General features: G+C 47.2%; 19 protein-coding genes. All 19 read right to left on the minus strand.

Annotation, left to right across the window (positions count from 1 at the left end; all coding sequences use genetic code 11):
• Positions 1-24 precede the first annotated feature (24 nt).
• Complete coding sequence (atpA, locus tag AC4EHB_RS07395; protein ID WP_490974924.1) at positions 25-1,533, minus strand: F0F1 ATP synthase subunit alpha; 1,509 nt, start codon at positions 1,531-1,533, stop codon at positions 25-27.
• A gap of 28 nt (positions 1,534-1,561) precedes the next feature.
• A complete protein-coding gene (locus tag AC4EHB_RS07400) occupies positions 1,562-2,092 on the minus strand; it encodes a F0F1 ATP synthase subunit delta (protein ID WP_490974925.1) in 531 nt (176 codons plus the stop codon).
• Entirely contained in the window at positions 2,089-2,619 is a 531-nt protein-coding gene (atpF, locus tag AC4EHB_RS07405) for a F0F1 ATP synthase subunit B (protein ID WP_490974926.1), read from the minus strand. The genes AC4EHB_RS07400 and atpF overlap by 4 nt, the downstream gene beginning before the upstream one ends.
• Positions 2,620-2,950: 331 nt before the next feature.
• Entirely contained in the window at positions 2,951-3,175 is a 225-nt protein-coding gene (atpE, locus tag AC4EHB_RS07410; protein ID WP_006829234.1) for a F0F1 ATP synthase subunit C, read from the minus strand.
• Between the two features lie 60 nt (positions 3,176-3,235).
• Positions 3,236-3,946 carry a F0F1 ATP synthase subunit A gene (gene atpB / locus AC4EHB_RS07415; RefSeq protein ID WP_490981097.1) on the minus strand — a complete coding sequence of 237 codons (711 nt, stop codon included), beginning with the start codon at positions 3,944-3,946 and terminating at the stop codon, positions 3,236-3,238.
• A gap of 27 nt (positions 3,947-3,973) precedes the next feature.
• Positions 3,974-4,345 carry an ATP synthase subunit I gene (locus AC4EHB_RS07420; RefSeq protein ID WP_490974928.1) on the minus strand — a complete coding sequence of 124 codons (372 nt, stop codon included), beginning with the start codon at positions 4,343-4,345 and terminating at the stop codon, positions 3,974-3,976.
• Positions 4,346-4,348: 3 nt separating this feature from the next.
• A complete protein-coding gene (locus AC4EHB_RS07425; RefSeq protein WP_490974929.1) occupies positions 4,349-4,570 on the minus strand; it encodes an AtpZ/AtpI family protein in 222 nt (73 codons plus the stop codon).
• Between the two features lie 235 nt (positions 4,571-4,805).
• Positions 4,806-5,924 (minus strand): non-hydrolyzing UDP-N-acetylglucosamine 2-epimerase, encoded by a 1,119-nt coding sequence (gene wecB, locus AC4EHB_RS07430; RefSeq protein WP_490981098.1) that lies wholly within the window; start codon positions 5,922-5,924, stop codon positions 4,806-4,808.
• 148 nt (positions 5,925-6,072) lie between these two features.
• Entirely contained in the window at positions 6,073-6,702 is a 630-nt protein-coding gene (gene upp, locus AC4EHB_RS07435) for a uracil phosphoribosyltransferase (RefSeq protein WP_490974931.1), read from the minus strand.
• A gap of 213 nt (positions 6,703-6,915) precedes the next feature.
• Positions 6,916-9,090: a putative bifunctional diguanylate cyclase/phosphodiesterase gene (locus tag AC4EHB_RS07440; protein ID WP_490981099.1), complete on the minus strand. Its 2,175-nt coding sequence runs from the start codon at positions 9,088-9,090 to the stop codon at positions 6,916-6,918.
• Positions 9,091-9,173: 83 nt separating this feature from the next.
• Entirely contained in the window at positions 9,174-10,409 is a 1,236-nt protein-coding gene (glyA, locus tag AC4EHB_RS07445) for a serine hydroxymethyltransferase (RefSeq protein ID WP_490981500.1), read from the minus strand.
• Positions 10,396-10,986 (minus strand): TIGR01440 family protein, encoded by a 591-nt coding sequence (locus tag AC4EHB_RS07450; protein ID WP_490981100.1) that lies wholly within the window; start codon positions 10,984-10,986, stop codon positions 10,396-10,398. Before AC4EHB_RS07450 ends, glyA begins: the two co-directional genes overlap by 14 nt.
• Before the next feature lie 17 nt (positions 10,987-11,003).
• On the minus strand, positions 11,004-11,441 hold the full coding sequence (gene rpiB / locus AC4EHB_RS07455) for a ribose 5-phosphate isomerase B (RefSeq protein ID WP_490974935.1): 438 nt from the start codon (positions 11,439-11,441) through the stop codon (positions 11,004-11,006).
• 169 nt (positions 11,442-11,610) lie between these two features.
• Positions 11,611-12,045: a low molecular weight protein arginine phosphatase gene (locus tag AC4EHB_RS07460; RefSeq protein ID WP_490981101.1), complete on the minus strand. Its 435-nt coding sequence runs from the start codon at positions 12,043-12,045 to the stop codon at positions 11,611-11,613.
• Positions 12,046-12,069: 24 nt separating this feature from the next.
• On the minus strand, positions 12,070-13,062 hold the full coding sequence (locus AC4EHB_RS07465; protein WP_490974937.1) for an L-threonylcarbamoyladenylate synthase: 993 nt from the start codon (positions 13,060-13,062) through the stop codon (positions 12,070-12,072).
• Between the two features lie 89 nt (positions 13,063-13,151).
• The gene (prmC, locus tag AC4EHB_RS07470) at positions 13,152-14,009 is read right to left on the minus strand and encodes a peptide chain release factor N(5)-glutamine methyltransferase (protein ID WP_490981102.1); all 858 of its coding nucleotides are present in this window, start codon (positions 14,007-14,009) and stop codon (positions 13,152-13,154) included.
• Positions 14,002-15,075: a peptide chain release factor 1 gene (prfA, locus tag AC4EHB_RS07475; protein WP_490974939.1), complete on the minus strand. Its 1,074-nt coding sequence runs from the start codon at positions 15,073-15,075 to the stop codon at positions 14,002-14,004. The genes prmC and prfA overlap by 8 nt, the downstream gene beginning before the upstream one ends.
• 521 nt (positions 15,076-15,596) lie before the next feature.
• Positions 15,597-16,190 carry a thymidine kinase gene (locus AC4EHB_RS07480; protein ID WP_490981103.1) on the minus strand — a complete coding sequence of 198 codons (594 nt, stop codon included), beginning with the start codon at positions 16,188-16,190 and terminating at the stop codon, positions 15,597-15,599.
• A gap of 177 nt (positions 16,191-16,367) precedes the next feature.
• Entirely contained in the window at positions 16,368-16,583 is a 216-nt protein-coding gene (rpmE, locus tag AC4EHB_RS07485; protein WP_074510520.1) for a 50S ribosomal protein L31, read from the minus strand.
• Between the last annotated feature and the right edge of the window lie 73 nt (positions 16,584-16,656).

Raw genomic sequence — 16,656 nt, forward strand, 5'->3', positions numbered from 1 at the left:
GTTCTAATCCGGACTGGTCGGAAATTACTCTGATTTTGCGAATGTGCGTTTGAAATCGTTGATCGCTGCGCCAAATGCGTCGTCAGAAGGCAATCCTTGAGTCGTGCGAATAGTATCCAAAACTTCAGTGTGGTTCGTATCCAACCAGCTTGTCAATTCTGCTTCAAAACGAGTGATGTCTTGAACTGGGATATCGTCAAGGAATCCGCGTGTCAATGCATAGAAAATAACAACTTGTTTTTCAACTTTAATCGGGTTGTTCAAATCTTGCTTTAAGACTTCAACTGTACGTTTACCACGCTCAAGTTTTGCTGCAGTAGCTGCATCAAGGTCTGAACCGAACTGGGAGAATGACTCCAATTCACGGTAAGCTGCCAAGTCAAGGCGCAAAGTACCAGCAACTTTTTTCATTGCTTTGATCTGAGCTGAACCACCAACACGTGATACAGAAAGACCGGCGTTGATCGCTGGGCGAACACCAGAGAAGAATAGATCAGACTGAAGGAAGATTTGTCCGTCAGTGATCGAGATTACGTTTGTTGGAATATAAGCAGAAATATCGCCAGCTTGTGTTTCAACGAATGGAAGGGCAGTGATTGATCCTGAACCTAATGTTTCGTTCAGTTTCGCAGCACGCTCCAACAACCGTGAATGCAAGTAGAAGACATCCCCTGGGTAAGCTTCTCGGCCTGGTGGACGGCGAAGCAATAGTGAAAGTTCGCGGTAAGCAGATGCTTGTTTCGTCAAATCATCATAAACGATCAAAACGTGTTTGCCGTCAAACATGAATTCTTCAGCCATTGTGATACCTGCGTAAGGAGCAAGGTACAATAATGGAGCCGGCTGTGAAGCTGAAGCCGTTACTACGATTGTGTAATCCAAAGCACCGTTTTTGCGGAACGTTTCAACTACGTTACGTACTGTAGATTCTTTTTGTCCGATTGCAACATAGATACAGATCATGTCTTGGTCAGCTTGGTTCAAGATCGTATCGATTGCTACAGACGTTTTACCTGTCTGGCGGTCACCGATGATCAATTCGCGCTGTCCACGGCCGATTGGTACTAATGCGTCAATCGCTTTAATGCCTGTTTGAAGCGGTTCATGAACCGATTTACGGGCCATAACGCCTTGTGCAGGGCTTTCGATTGGGCGTGATTTAGTTGTGTTGATCGGTCCTAGACCGTCAACAGGCATGCCTAGTGGATTTACTACGCGTCCGATAAGTTCTGATCCTACCGGTACTTCCATAATGCGGCCAGTACGACGTACTTCATCGCCTTCTTTAATGTCTGCGAATGGGCCAAGGATAATAATACCAACATTGTTGGCTTCCAAGTTTTGCGCCATACCAAGGACACCAGTTGAGAACTCTACAAGTTCTCCAGCCATGACGTTGTCGAGGCCATGAACACGAGCGATACCGTCACCGACTGTGATTACTGTACCAATATCGTCAACTTGCATTTCAGATTGATAATTTTCAATCTGCTGTTTAATCAGGACACTGATTTCTTCAGCTTTGATGCTCATGTATGTCACCCTCTCTTAATTTCTTAGATTAACCGATCAATTGACGCTGCAGGCGCTCTAGTTTCGCGCTGACTGAGCTGTCGAAAATGCGGTTTCCGATTTGAAGACGCAGCCCGCCGATTAGGGACGGGTCAATGATGTTTTCAATTCGCAATGCTTCTTTGCCGATTTTTTTCGCAAATACAGAAGAGATGGATGCGCGCTGCTCGTCAGTCAATGGGCTGACCGAGTAGACTTTCGCGTCTTCAATTCCTTTGTCTGCGTTATCCAGACGGATATATTCGTCGACGATTGGAGAAATTTCTTTTAAACGTTTGCGGTCAGAAAGCAATTGCAATGTGTTTAGAACATATACATTCGCCTGTCCGAAAAGGTTGGAAATAACGGTTTTCTTTTCAGTTGCTTCCAATTTCGGGGAACTTAATAGTTCCAGCAGTTCTGGGTTTGCTACGAAAGCTTTTTGCACTTCGCGAAGATCCAGTTCCACTTCCACTGAAGCGCCGTGTTTTTTAGCGATTTCGAACAGTGCTAGTGCGTAGCGTTCTGAAGCTTGACTCATTGCACTTCGCCTGCCTTCGCAATCGTTTCGTTAATCAATTGGCGGTTGTCTTCTTCAGAAATTTCTTTGTTGAGAACTTTAGATGCTGCAAGCAATGACAATGCCACAACTTCTTCGCGCACTGCTGCCATCGCTTTATCTTTTTCGTTTGCAATTTCTTGAACTGCAGACTCTTTCATGCGGCCAGATTCAGCACGCGCAGTTGCGATCAGTTCCTGACGCGAAACTTCGCCTTGCTTTTTAGCATTTTCTACGATCTCTTGCGCTTGAACACGCGCTTCTTTTAACAAGCTGCGTTGTTCTTCAAGCAATTTAGCGGATTCTTGGCGGCTGTTTTCAGCCGTTTCGATTTCGCTGGCGATCAAATCTTCCCGCTGCTGCATGATGCCCATCAAAGGACCCCAAGCGAATTTCTTCAGCAAGAACAGCAATACTAGAAAGACGACAAGTGTCGCGATGATGTCTCCACCATTCAAAAATTCTGCATGTCCATCAGTTGCACCAAGTACAAGGTGATCAAAAAACACGATTGTTTCACTCCCTTCAAGAGCCTAAAATCCGGATTCTTCTATTTAGTAAAATCTATTGATTTCAAAGATGTTGTTTCAAGATCAAATGGTGTCATACAAACATAAATGGCGAAAAACATGCCGAAGCATTCCCGCCATTCTGCTTGATATTGACTAGATTGCTCACACCCCTTGAATTTAAACGGATGCTTGCGCTTTTCTTTGTCCAGCTGCAGTGCCCAGCCCCTCGAGACGCTTCAGTCTGACCAGCAATGGCAAAGTACGCCATTACCGGTCAGACTTCCAGCGCTTATCAGGGCTAACCAGGCACTTCCGCTTTTCTCTAATACTATTGGTTCATTACGATGAACGCGATTACTACAGCAATGATCGGCAATGCCTCAACCAAAGCTACCCCGATGAACATAGTTGTTTGAAGAACGCCGCGTGCTTCTGGCTGGCGAGCGATACCTTCTACTGTTTTTGAAACGATAAGTCCGTTACCAATACCTGCACCTAGTGCTGCTAAACCTACTGCGATTGCTGCTGCTAATAAACCTAATGAACCTGTCATTGTGATGTGTCCTCCTCAGGATAGTTGTTTTTTTGTTGCTCTGCTAGGAGCGTTTTATACTCAATGGTCTTCGCTGACTTTATGCGATAAATAAACCATCGTTAACATAACGAAAATGAATGCTTGGATTGCCCCGATAAAGATCGAGAATCCTTGCCATACCATCATCGGAAGGAATGCAGCGGCAAAACCGAATACACTTGCTCCGCCGAGTCCGGCCAATAGTGCAAGAAGAATTTCTCCTGCGTAAATGTTTCCGTAAAGACGCAGACCGAGTGTCAGCGTATTTGCGAATTCCTCAATGATCTTAAGCGGGAAAAGGAATGGCATCGGTTTGAAGTAATCCGCACCGTACCCTTTCAGCCCTTTCAGCTTGATGCCATAATAATGGCTCAAGATGATAACCATTGCTGCCAGCGTCATTGTTACAATCGGGTCAGCTGTTGGTGATTTCCACCAAAGATTGCCGTTGACAATGATTGAGAAAGGGAGACCTAACATATTCGATACAAAGATGAACATGATTAGCGTTATTCCCAGCACATGGAACCTGCCGCCTGTTTTCCAGTCCATATTGCTTTTAATGATGCCCTTGACGAAATCCATGATCCATTCCATGAAGTTCTGCATGCCCGTAGGCTTCAGTTTCAAATTTCGTGTAGCGATAAAAGCAATGAGGAAAACGATAACAGCGGCTACAATTAGCATCAAAACATTCGACATGTTGAACCAGAGGCCGAATATCTCACGAGTTGGAGCGCCGTGATCCACGATAGTTTCACCTCTCTTTCACTTTTCTTAATGGTGTTTCACGTGATAGATAATCCGTTCTGCCAATAACAGAACATAAGGGATCATCAATCCAATTACTGTACTGACCAAGTGAACTTGCTCTGCGAAAAGAATAGCTATCGCAACAGCGGCAACACCTGATGCAAACCGTAATGCCGTTCCAAGCGAACGAACCTTCGAGCCTTCTGCCACCGCCCGGTCGAATTTTTCCATCCGGCGAACCAAAATCCACATATTATAAATGCCGAACAAGGATCCTATGATGAGGCCTGCAAAAATCGCTTGAAATGGGGTCAATCCCCAGCCTAAAACGAAAGCTGCCAGAATGAAATACATCATCTTTTTTAGCCGTTCATAAATTTCCCTAAGTCCATCCATTTTCTACTGGTCTCCTGATTCGAATTTTCGGACGGTCTGAAGCATTGCCCATACTCCGAGAGCTAATCCCGCAAGCAGGAAAATGATCAGAAATAGCGGGGCGGTTCCTAATTGTTCATCGAGCCACATACCTGTGAACAGACCGATGAGCACGGACCCGACAAGTTGTGAGAGGATGGCGCTATAAAGTGCCATCGCTTGTAAGGGACTTTTTGTTGGGCGCATGATAAACCCCTCGAGTTTCGTTTTGATTTGACTTAAACCCTTAAAAAAGAGCAGTCGCATCAGGCTTCCAGAACAACATCTTTATGTATGAAAACCCTCTCATGCATACCCTTTGTAAGCATACATTAGGGGTAAATTCATGTCAATTGGATGAAGTGAAAAACATCACAAGCGATTTAGAGCCGACATATTGTTGACAAATTTGAAAACAAATGTCCATAGCGTCTTCTAGTTCTTACTTCTTCTCAAAATACGCATGCAAAGCTTCCACAATCCGGCGGGACGCAAAACCGTCGCCATACGGGTTCGAAGCTTGCGACATGCGCTTATATGCTTCTTCGTCCGTCAGCAATTCTTTCGCCATGCGGTAGATGTCTTCTTCCTCCGTGCCGGCGAGCTTCAAAGTGCCCGCTTCAATTCCTTCTGGACGTTCAGTCGTGTCACGCAATACGAGAACCGGCTTGCCGAGCGATGGAGCTTCCTCCTGCACGCCGCCTGAATCTGTGAGAATGATGAACGAACGCGCTGCAAAGTTATGGAAATCCAATACTTCAAGCGGCGGGATCAAATGGATTCTCGGATCTTCGCCAAGCACTTCTTCCGCAACTTCACGGACAGCCGGATTCAAATGCACCGGATAAACCACTTGCACATCGTCATGTTCAGAAATGAGGCGTTTGATAGCGCGGAACATATTGCGCATCGGGTCTCCCAAATTCTCACGGCGGTGCGCAGTCAACAAAATCAGGCGGTCGCTGCCGATCTTATCAAGGATTGGATGGCTATAATGCTCTTGGACCGTCGTCTTCAATGCGTCGATTGCGGTATTGCCGGTGATATAGATCGATGCTTCTTTTTTGTTTTCCGACCGTAGATTCTGCGCGGACTTTTCAGTCGGCGCGAAATGGATATCCGTCAAGACACCCGTCAATTGGCGGTTCATCTCTTCTGGGTAAGGCGAATATTTATTGAACGTACGCAGCCCGGCTTCGACGTGGCCGACAGCGATCTGGTTATAGAACGCTGCAAGTCCAGCAACGAAAGTTGTGGTCGTATCGCCGTGGACAAGCACGATATCCGGTTTTGCCTCTTTCATGATGCTGTCCAAGCCTTCAAGGGCACGGGTTGTTACACCGCTTAGCGTCTGGCGGTCTTTCATGATATTCAAGTCGAAGTCCGGCGTAATCTTGAACGTCTCAAGGACTTGGTCAAGCATTTCCCGGTGCTGTGCAGTGACTGCCACTAACGGCTCGATTGTTTCAGGATGCTTTTGGAGTTCCAACACTAGAGGAGCCATTTTGATGGCTTCCGGCCGTGTGCCGAAAATCGTCATTACTTTCCACTTTTTCGTCAAGGTTTATCCCGCCTTTTCACTTCATTGTCCAGACTCCGGTGGCCAACCCTTCGAGGTCGCTTCGGTTTTGCCAACAATGGCAAAGTCCCCATTGCAGCAAACCCTCCAGCGCTTGTCAGGGCTAAACGGCCACCTGCGCTTTTCTTGCTTACTTAGTTCCGAATAAACGGTCTCCGGCGTCTCCTAGACCCGGAACGATATAGCCATGGTCATTCAGCTTTTCATCAAGCGCTGCGATGTAAATATCGACATCCGGATGCGCTTGCTGCAATGCTTCCACGCCTTCAGGAGCGGCGATGATGCACATAAAACGGATTTTTTTCGCTCCGCGTTTTTTCAATGAATTAACAGCTTCAACTGCCGAACCGCCAGTAGCGAGCATCGGATCGACCACGATGAATTCACGTTCTTGCACGTCGGAAGGCAATTTCAAGTAGTATTCAACCGGCTGCAAAGTTTCTGGGTCACGGTACAAGCCGATATGCCCTACTTTTGCTGCTGGGATCAATTTTAAAATTCCATCGACCATGCCGATGCCGGCACGGAGAATCGGAACAACTCCTAGTTTTTTGCCTGACAACACATTGGACTTGGCCATTTGGACAGGAGTCTCGACTTCAATTTCCTCTAACGGAAGATCACGCGTGATTTCAAAAGCCATCAACGTAGCGATTTCATCGACAAGCTCGCGAAATTCTTTTGTGCCTGTTGATTTGTCACGGATGTAAGTCAATTTATGCTGGATTAACGGATGATCAAATACATGTACTTTTCCCACTGCAAACAGCTCCTTTTCAAACTTTATCCTATCTAGTATAACAGAATTTTTTTACAGCAACGCACTGCTCGGCGCATTGAGATTTTTCAGACTTTTTCTGGCCTAGGGCTTTAAGCTGCCTTTAAACTTTACCTTTCCCGGAACGGGAAGAGTTGCTGCTTGATAGACCCTGTTGCAAAACCGCAAAAAAAACCGGAGCATGGATGCTCCGGCTTACAATAGATTCGCTTCATCGAGTGACATTGGTCGATAGAAATAATAACCTTGCCCGACACGGCAGCCAAGAGCAATGAGCAGCTTCCGCTGTTCATCTGTTTCAATTCCTTCCGCCACTGCCATCATCTGAAGATTTTCTGCTAGCTGGATGATTGTACGGACAATTGCCATCGTTGCAGGCTCATGCATTTTGGATATGAACGAACGGTCGATCTTGATTTCGTGTACGGGCAGTTTCTGAAGATAACTCAGCGATGAATAGCCGGTTCCGAAATCATCGATGGAACTCGTAAAGCCGAAAACTTTCAAGCGGTTAAAGACTTTATAAGCGGTCTCGATATCGACAAATCCGATCCGCTCAGTAATTTCCAGCCGGATCCAGCTTGGTTCAATATCGTATTCAGCCGTGATGTCCACAAGGTATGGAATGAAAGAATGATGGAAGAAATGATCAGTCGAAATATTGACCGCCACTTGGCGCAACTCCATGCCAAGATCCCGCTGTTTTTGGAGCCAACTGAGCACTTTCTTCATTACAAACTGTTCCAGTTCACGGATTTTCCCGTTTTTTTCTGCCACCGGAATGAAGACTTCAGGCGATATTGTCCCCAGATCGGCGGAGAACCAGCGGGCAAGTGCTTCGAAACCAATGATTTTCCCGCTGTCCAATTCCACTTTCGGCTGCAGGTGCACATCGATTTCCTCGCGTTTGATGGCGGCTGTCAGTTCATTTGCTATCCGCAAATCCCTCATCATGAATTCATCGTGTTCGTTTTCGTAATAGCAGATTGACTCTCCTGCCCGTAGCTTCGCTTTCGACAGCGCACTGTCCGCATGGCGGATCAACTCATCTGCATCGTGCTGTTTTTGGGTAACAATCGCGATGCCCATCTTCAGCGTCAGGAACAATTCCAGATCGTGCACTTTTACGGGCTCGGCAGCGCTTTGCGCCAGCACGCCCAGAATATCGGGTACTTTGGCAAGCGGCGTCAAGCAGAAAACAGCAATTGTGGAATCTGAAAAACGCGCCACTAAGCTTTCTAGCGGCAATGGCGGCAACAGGAATCGCTTACCGATTTCCTGGATTAAGGCGTCGCCTGCCCGGTGCCCATATTGGTCGACCACTTTGATGTACTCGTCTGCGGAAACGAAAGCCACAAAACCTTCTTTGTTTTCTTCCATCAGCGTTTGGGTTTCATTCATAAAATAATTGCGGTTCGGCAAATCCGTTTCTTTGTCCAGGAATGCCAAGCGCATCATTTCTTCCTGCTGGCGGAAATACTTAATCGTCAGCGACACAATCGGCGCAATCTGTTCAATGAACTCCCGATCTGCAGCTGCCAGCGCATTTTCTTCCTTGAAGTAGATTCCAAATGTGCCAATAGCGTCCCCGCCGGCATCCAGAATCGGTACTGACCAGCTCGAAAACAAACCGTAGCGCTCAACCAAATCCTGATGGTCCGACCATAACGGATCGGTCCGCATATTTTCCGCAACGACTGTCTCTTTCCGGAAATAGGCAGCGCCGCAAGTCCCAACTGTTGCTTCGACTTTGATTTCGCTGACAGCATCGTGGAAATGCTGAGGCATCGAATTGCCCGCGCCCGGTTTGAATTTCCCGTCTTCCCCAACTAATAAGACGGTGCATTTCGCGCCGTCCTGGAAAAACGATTCCACCGCTGTGCAAGCTTTTTGCAGCAGTGCACTAAGCATATAGCCTTTTTCCAAGTCATTATAGGTTTCCTGCTGCAGCTTGATGAGCGTCTCCGCCCGTTTTCTGTCCGTGATGTCCCGGTGCAGCATCAGGGTGAACTTCGCTTCAGTTTCATCGAGGGTAATCGGCTGTATTGTGATTTCGTTCCAGAAAGGCACACCGTCTTTGCGGTAATTGATGATTTCCTTAACGCAGGCTTTACCGGTGTCGATGCATTCGCGTATTTGCCGGCTGACTTCCCGATCCGTTTTCGAACCATGCATGAATTTGCCGTTTCTTCCGACCACTTCATTCACAGGGTACCCGCTCATTTCACAAAATGCCTCGTTGGCATAGATGATAGGATTATCTACTGCTTCCGGATTAGTAACGATAAAACCCGTCTGGAATTCTACTCCGAGACGCCGAAGCCAGTCGATAATTATGCGCGTTTCTTTATTTCTCTGATCGTTCTGCATATGCGGGTCCCCCATGTTATTCGGATGTATTTTTGGACAAAAAAACAGCTGCCTGTAATTAAACCTTTGGCAGCTGTATTCCCTTATTTGTACAACGGAAAACTTGCTGTCAGCTTTGCTGTGCGCTCCGCTGCTTCTTTTTTCACCGTTTCGTTTTCATGGTCTTTCAACAAAGAAGCCATGATTGAAGCAATTTCTTTCATTTCAGGTTCTTTGAATCCTCTAGAAGTCACAGCAGGTGTTCCTAAACGGATACCTGAAGTGACAAATGGGCTTTCCGGATCGAATGGAATCGTATTTTTGTTTGTTGTGATGCCGACTTCGTCAAGTGCGTGCTCAGCTACTTTTCCTGTCAAATTCAACGATCTCAAATCGAGCAGCAGCAAATGGTTTTCTGTGCCACCGGATACGATATTGACCCCTTCAGCCATCAGCGCTTCCGCTAATGCTTGCGCATTTTTGACTACTTGTTCGATATAAGTCTTGAATTCAGGCTGCTGTGCTTCTCCGAATGCCACCGCTTTAGCAGCGATTACATGCATCAAAGGTCCGCCTTGAATGCCAGGGAAGATGGTTTTGTCGATTTTTTTTGCGAATTCCTCTTTGCAGAGAATCAAACCGCCGCGCGGTCCGCGAAGTGTTTTATGGGTAGTTGACGTGACGAAATGTGCATGCGGAACTGGGTTCGGATGTGCACCCGTAGCCACTAAGCCTGCAATATGCGCCATGTCGACCATCAAGTATGCGCCTATTTCATCCGCAATTTCACGGAATTTAACAAAATCCAGTTGGCGGGAATATGCACTAGCGCCAGCTACGATCATTTTCGGCTTGTGTTCTAACGCCACTTCACGCACAACGTCGTAATCGATCAATTGCGTGTCTTTGTTGACGCCGTATTCCACGAAATTATACTGCATACCGCTAAAATTGACTTTGCTGCCGTGCGTTAAATGGCCGCCATGATTCAAGTTCATGCCGAGAATCGTATCGCCTTTTTCCAAGACCGCCGTGTAAACTGCCATATTGGCTTGTGATCCTGAATGCGGCTGCACGTTTGCATGTTCTGCGCCGAAAATTTCTTTCAAGCGGTCGCGTGCAATATTTTCTACAATGTCCACAAATTCACAGCCACCGTAATAACGTTTGCCAGGATAGCCTTCCGCGTATTTGTTCGTTAAAACTGAACCTTGGGCTTCCATTACTGCTGGTGACACGAAGTTTTCAGAGGCGATCAGTTCAATGTTCGCTTCCTGACGCTGCTTTTCTGCTTCCATTGCTTCATAAACTGCCGGGTCTTGCGCTTTAATCAATTCCATCTCCATCTGTAAATCCCTCCTGTAAGTGAACAAGCTGACGATTGTAGCTCGCACGCTCCCCGCCGATCAATTTCGGCCGTGTTGTAGCGGCTGAGACAATCGCTTCTCCTATTAGTTTAACAGAAGTTCGGAGTGGAACGGCTACTCTTTTTAAATGCATGCCAATCATTGTTTGGCCGATATCGATTCCGGCATGTGCCTGAATCTCTTCAACAACGACCGGGTCGGTCATCGCGGTGAATGCGTATGCGCTCATCGAGCCCCCTGCTTTCGGCACAGGAATGACGGACACCGGTTCCAAACCGTATTTTTCCGCCGCTTGCCGCTCGATCGTGATTGCACGGTTAATATGCTCACAGCCTTGGAAAGCCAGAAAAATACGATGGCGCGCGGCGAATTTCTCCAGCGGCTGGAATAAACTTTCCGCGATATCGAGCCCGCCCCCTGTGCCGATGCGCTGACCGGCGACTTCAGATGTCGAACAGCCGATAACGAATACCTGTCCTTTCTTAAACTGGATCTGCTGCTCTAATTCACTGAGCACTTCTTCAAGCTGCAACTCCCATAAAGTCTGCATATCGCCCACCCCTTCGATTAGTTTTCGAGGTTAGAAATTTTCTGTATGCGGTTCTGGTGGCGTCCACCTTCAAATTCTTCCGCCAGCCATGTTTTGACGATTTCCCGTGCAAGGCCAGGTCCAACAACGCGTTCGCCCATGGCAAGAATATTGGAATCGTTATGCCCTCTTGTCGCTTTCGCACTAAAAACATCATGGACTAAAGCGGCGCGGATACCGTCCACTTTATTGGCTGCGATCGACATGCCGATTCCTGTGCCGCAAATCAGGATGCCGCGGTCGTATTCGCCGCTCACAACTGCATCTGCCACTGGTTTGGCATAATCCGGATAATCCACGGAATCATCTGTCTGCGGTCCGAAATCCTTGTATTCTATACCTGTTTCATCCAGTAAATTCATGATGTCTTTGCGCAGAACGTTGCCGCCGTGGTCTGAAGAAATAGCAATTTTCATGAAAAACCCTCTTTTCTGTTTTCTGTTTGAGCGGATCACCTAAAAACGCGGCTTCCACTTTTCTCTCATTCTAACATTATTGCGCTGAAAAACCTACAAAGCTGGCATGCAAGGAATATCGAGCAATGCCAAATAAAAAAGCCATCCGCTTTTCGCAGATAGCCGGCTTTCAATATCCATTTAATTTATCCACAAGTTTATCAATCAGCTTTTTCAACTCGGTATATGTCTGTTGATAAGTATTCAAGGAACCGCCGTATGGGTCGCTGACATCCGCCAGACGCCCTTCTGCGAATTCCTTCAGTGTGAAAATCTTGTCGCCTGCTTCTGGATGATTCTGCATCAAATATTGCTTATGGGTAGCGGTCATCGTCAATATTAGCGACGACCAGCGGATATCCCCCGGCAAAAGCTGCTTGGACATATGCTGAAAATCGATTCCGTCTTCCTCGAGTACGGTACGGGCATGGCTCGATAACGGTGCCTCGCCAGCAAAAATGCCAGCTGACCGCACTTCAATTCCAGGCAACTCTTTCGCAGCGAGCAAGGCCTGAGCCATCGGGCTGCGGCACGTGTTTCCAGTACAAACAAAGAAAATTTTCATCCCATCCACCGCCTTGTCATTGGATTAGCAGAACCATTTGTGATCAGCCGCTTTTTCAAGCCTATTCATCATTGCATCGCCTTTTTCAACATTCGCCGATACTGCCGCCAAAATCATGTCGGCGTCCATTAAATCACATTTCCGCAAACTGGCGTAAAGCGTTTCCGCAGTCAACGGAAAATGGAAGTCAGCAGTTTTAAATTCATGCTCACTTAAAACGGCCACTTTTTTACCGTTTTTCTGTACATACTCAATCGCTTTTTCAATCAACGCCGGGTCATTTTCAATCAAATAGACCGGAGCCTCCGGCGCGTAATGGATATACTTCATGCCAGGCGATTTCGGGGCATTTCCTTGGATTTCAGAAGACAGCCTCACTTTGCCGATCACGCTTTCGATCTGCTCTTGCGAAATGCGTCCCGGCCGAAGAATCACAGGCGGTTCCGACGTCATATCGAGCACCGTCGATTCCAGCCCGATAGCTGTCGCCCCACCATCCAGAATGAGTGGGATTTTCCCTTTCATGTCGTGATAGACGTGTTCCGCTAATGTCGGACTTGGTTTGCCGCTCGTATTAGCGCTCGGCGCTGCGAGCGGAAACGGCAGCCGTTTCAATAAATTCAACGCCACCGGATGGTCCGGCACGCGAATGCCTACTGTAGAAAGCCCGGCAGTAACATTATCTGCAAATTGGTCTGATTTCGCTTTGACAATCAAGGTCAAAGCGCCTGGCCAAAAAGCATCCATGCATTGGAGGGCCAACGGCGAAAGCTCTTCTGCATATTTTAAAGCACTGTCTTTTGAATCGACATGGACAATCAGTGGATTGTCCGCTGGTCGCCCTTTCGCTTCAAATATTTTAGCGACAGCATGTGGATTTGTGGCATCTGCGCCCAAACCGTAAACTGTTTCTGTCGGAAAAGCTACAATGCCTCCATCTTTCAATATTTCCACAGCCTGTGAGTAAGTTTCTTCTTTATTCACATTTTTATCCACAAGTATGGTTCCTGTCTGCATGTTAACAACTCCTATTTTAACAGGTTTTCTATCATTCTATCCACAAACAGTGGATAACTTCTTTGAATCTGCCTATAAAATGTTAGTAACTACGCGTTAATGCAAAAGACCATACGGTCATTTTTGTTGATATCTTTTTTGACGTATACTTCTGCCTGGGGATAAGCTTCTTTAAGCAGGGTTTTTACTGCTTCTCCCTGTGCATGGCCGATTTCAAAACCGATAATGCCGGGTTTATTCAACAAAGCTGGCAATTCACGGGCCATTCGGCTGTATAAAGCAAGGCCGTTTTCATCAGCAAATAAGGCAGTATGGGGTTCAAAATCACGTACCGTGTCGGACAGTTCAGCCTTTTCATCATACCCGATATAGGGCGGGTTGGATAAGACAATGTCCCATTTACGCCCACTGATCGGCTCTGTCAAATCGCCTAGCTTAAAATCAATTTCTGCTCCATGCTTCGTTGCATTGCGTTCCGCTGTAAGAAGCGCACTTTCTGAGATATCCACAGCGGCAACTTCTGAAGCCGGCAGTTCGCATTTCATCGTGATGGCGATGATTCCGCTTCCTGTGCCAATATCAACAATCGAAGGATTGCCGGCAGGAAAATATCGCTGCACCAATTCGAGCGTTTCTTCTATTAGTTCTTCCGTTTCCGGGCGCGGGATCAGGACATCTCTATTAACTTCAAATTCGCGGCCATAAAATTGCTCAACGCCGGTCAAATGCTGTACCGGCACGCCTGCTGCATGCTGTTCGATTTTGCGGCGGAAACGTTCATCCTGTTCCGGGTCCAATAGATCGCGAAGAGACGCAAGCAATCCGGCCTGCGACATCCCGAGTTCATGCTGCAGCAAGAGGCGCGCAGCATTTTCTTCGCGGCCTTTGTCTTTTAAAAAAGAAGAAGCCCAGTTAAGGGCCTCGTACACACGTCTCACATCAGTCATTATTCAATGCTTCCATTTTGGCAGACTGCTCTTCCACAATCAAAGCCTCCATGATTTCATCCATCTTGCCTTGCATGATTTGGTCCAATTTCTGGATGGTAAGGCCGATGCGATGGTCTGTTACACGGTTTTGCGGGAAATTATACGTACGGATCCGTTCAGAACGGTCGCCGGTCCCAACTGCCGATTTCCGGACAGCATCGTATTCAGCTTGCGCCTCCTGCTGGAACTTGTCGTAAACACGCGCACGAAGAACTTTCATCGCACTCGCTTTGTTTTTGATCTGGGATTTTTCATCTTGGCACGTTACGACCGTGTTTGTCGGAATATGCGTCAAGCGTACCGCCGACATTGTCGTATTGACGGATTGTCCGCCTGCCCCTGAGGAAGCATAAGTGTCGGTGCGGATATCGTTGTCATGGATTTCCACTTCGACTTCTTCCACTTCCGGCAAGCAAGCTACAGTTGCAGTAGACGTATGGATACGGCCACCCGATTCTGTTTCTGGAACACGCTGAACGCGGTGTGCTCCGTTTTCGTATTTCAACTTCGAATAAGCGCCTTTGCCGGAAATCATGAAGACGATTTCTTTGAAACCGCCGAGGCCTGTCGGGCTTGAATCCATGACCGTCACTTTCCAGCCATTCGACTCCGCAAAGCGGCTGTACATGCGGTAAAGGTCTCCAGCAAACAATGCCGCCTCGTCGCCGCCCGCAGCTCCGCGGATTTCCATGATGACGTTTTTGTCATCATTAGGGTCTTTGGGAATCAATAAAATATGAAGGCGCTCTTCAATCGTTTCTAATTGCTCTTCCAGTTCGGCCACTTCTTCTTTGACCATTTCGCGCATATCGGCGTCCAGCTTGTCGTCGAACATCGCTTTCGCGCCATCCAATTGCTCTTTGACATCTTTATATTCACGGTAAGATTCCACCGTATCCTGCAAATCCGACTGCTCCTTGGAATACTCGCGGAGCTTGTTTGTATCGCTGACGATTTCCGGGTCGCTCAGCAATTCATTTAATCGGTCGTATCGATCTTCTACAGATTGTAATCGATCAAACATCCCGAATCACCTCTATTTCTATTTTCATTGTGTTATTATATAGGAAATTTTTTACCCAACGCTCCGGTCGCTCAGGTCATGACTCCCGCAAGAAGCCAGGCAAAGAACGCCTGTCTTCTTGCTTCGTCTAGCCCGTGTTAGCGCCTACGCTAAGAAATATCTCGATATGGAGCAAAATAGCGGAGAAAACCGTACTGCTCCTGTCTCTGCATCGCTGCGCTAGCTTCGAGACATTAAAGTGCGTTGCAGCACTGCGTGCTTCGTCGCAAAGACTTGCCCTCGCAGGCTTCGGTTAAGTCTTGCCTGCGGGGCAGCGTAGCGACGAGACAGCCGAGACCCCGCAGGGAATGAATGTGCAAAGTCATTTGCCCATTCATTTGCGACGAAGCTAGCGAAGCGATGCAGGAGCACAAGGTTTTCGAAGCGACTGAGGAGGCTTGGCGCTCGCCCGCGGCAAGCGCAGCTTTTTTGCGGAATATCGATATTTTTTAAAAATTTAGTTCAATCTAAACAGCCAAATTTTATTTATTAACAGTAACGCCTGCTGGCACTTCGTGATGGTGGCGGCAGCGTGGTTCGTAGGCTTCGGACGCTCCGACTAAGATTGTCGGGTCATCTGAACCGGCCGGCCGGCCGTCGATGAGACGCTGTGTGCGGCTTGCGGGTGATCCGCATACGGTGCAGACTGCCTGTAATTTCGTTACTTGCTCTGCGACAGCTAAAAGATCCGGCATCGGGCCGAATGGACGCCCTCTGAAATCCTGATCAAGTCCCGCTACGATGACACGGAATCCGTGGTCTGCAAGTTTTTGGACATTATCAATAATTGCCCCATCGAAAAATTGGGCTTCGTCGATGGCAATGACGTCGAATTCGTCCGAAATGTAATTCCACAATTCCTCGGAATGTTCGATTGGCAATGCGATGACTGTTGTTCCATTATGCGATACGACCGCTTCTTCACTAAAGCGATTATCAATTTTCGGTTTAAATACGGCAATTTTTTGTTTTGCAAATTGTGCGCGGCGCACACGGCGGATCAATTCCTCCGATTTTCCTGAAAACATGCTCCCGCAAATCAGCTCTACCCAGCCTGACTGTTTCATGACGTACATATGTGAGACCCCTTTCAAACGCTTTTATCATTTATTATCATACCTAAAATTCAAGCTGATTACTGCTTTTTTATCTATATATTGCGTTCGGAATTGTATAAACCACCGCACTTAAAGGGTTTATAAACGAAAAAATACCTGCCTCGCGTTTTCGCGCTGGGCAGGTATATTTTGATCTTACTCGTTGATTTCTTCTTTGATGCCGTATTTTTTGTTGAAACGGTCTACGCGGCCGTCTGCAGCAGCAAATTTTTGGCGTCCAGTGTAGAATGGGTGGCACTCTGAGCAAAGCTCGACGTTGATGTTCTCTTTTACAGAACCTGTAGTGAAGCTGTTGCCGCAAGAGCAAGTTACTGTTGCTTGTTTGTAATCTGGATGAATACCTGTTTTCATGTGTTTTTCTCCTCTCGCCCTGAACCATCTGGAACAGAGTTCATAATCTATTTTGCTATTGCCTTACATGGCT

The organism is Planococcus sp. TJ-302 (assembly GCF_058268455.1).

Bases quoted from the DNA above. Each gene is read 5' to 3' on its own strand.
- prfA (WP_490974939.1), bottom strand. From the start codon at position 15,075: ATGTTTGATCGATTACAATCTGTAGAAGATCGATACGACCGATTAAAT.
- atpA (WP_490974924.1), bottom strand. From the start codon at position 1,533: ATGAGCATCAAAGCTGAAGAAATCAGTGTCCTGATTAAACAGCAGATT.
- glyA (WP_490981500.1), bottom strand. From the start codon at position 10,409: ATGGAATTGATTAAAGCGCAAGACCCGGCAGTTTATGAAGCAATGGAA.
- rpmE (WP_074510520.1), bottom strand. From the start codon at position 16,583: ATGAAAACAGGTATTCATCCAGATTACAAACAAGCAACAGTAACTTGC.
- atpE (WP_006829234.1), bottom strand. From the start codon at position 3,175: ATGACAGGTTCATTAGGTTTATTAGCAGCAGCAATCGCAGTAGGTTTA.
- AC4EHB_RS07420 (WP_490974928.1), bottom strand. From the start codon at position 4,345: ATGGATGGACTTAGGGAAATTTATGAACGGCTAAAAAAGATGATGTAT.
- AC4EHB_RS07450 (WP_490981100.1), bottom strand. From the start codon at position 10,986: ATGCAGACTTTATGGGAGTTGCAGCTTGAAGAAGTGCTCAGTGAATTA.
- prmC (WP_490981102.1), bottom strand. From the start codon at position 14,009: ATGACTGATGTGAGACGTGTGTACGAGGCCCTTAACTGGGCTTCTTCT.
- AC4EHB_RS07400 (WP_490974925.1), bottom strand. From the start codon at position 2,092: ATGAGTCAAGCTTCAGAACGCTACGCACTAGCACTGTTCGAAATCGCT.
- AC4EHB_RS07425 (WP_490974929.1), bottom strand. From the start codon at position 4,570: ATGCGCCCAACAAAAAGTCCCTTACAAGCGATGGCACTTTATAGCGCC.
- AC4EHB_RS07480 (WP_490981103.1), bottom strand. From the start codon at position 16,190: ATGTACGTCATGAAACAGTCAGGCTGGGTAGAGCTGATTTGCGGGAGC.
- rpiB (WP_490974935.1), bottom strand. From the start codon at position 11,441: ATGAAAATTGCTATTTCTTCAGACCACGGCGGCAACGTTCTGCGCAAA.
- AC4EHB_RS07440 (WP_490981099.1), bottom strand. From the start codon at position 9,090: ATGCAGAACGATCAGAGAAATAAAGAAACGCGCATAATTATCGACTGG.
- AC4EHB_RS07460 (WP_490981101.1), bottom strand. From the start codon at position 12,045: ATGAAAATTTTCTTTGTTTGTACTGGAAACACGTGCCGCAGCCCGATG.
- AC4EHB_RS07465 (WP_490974937.1), bottom strand. From the start codon at position 13,062: ATGCAGACAGGAACCATACTTGTGGATAAAAATGTGAATAAAGAAGAA.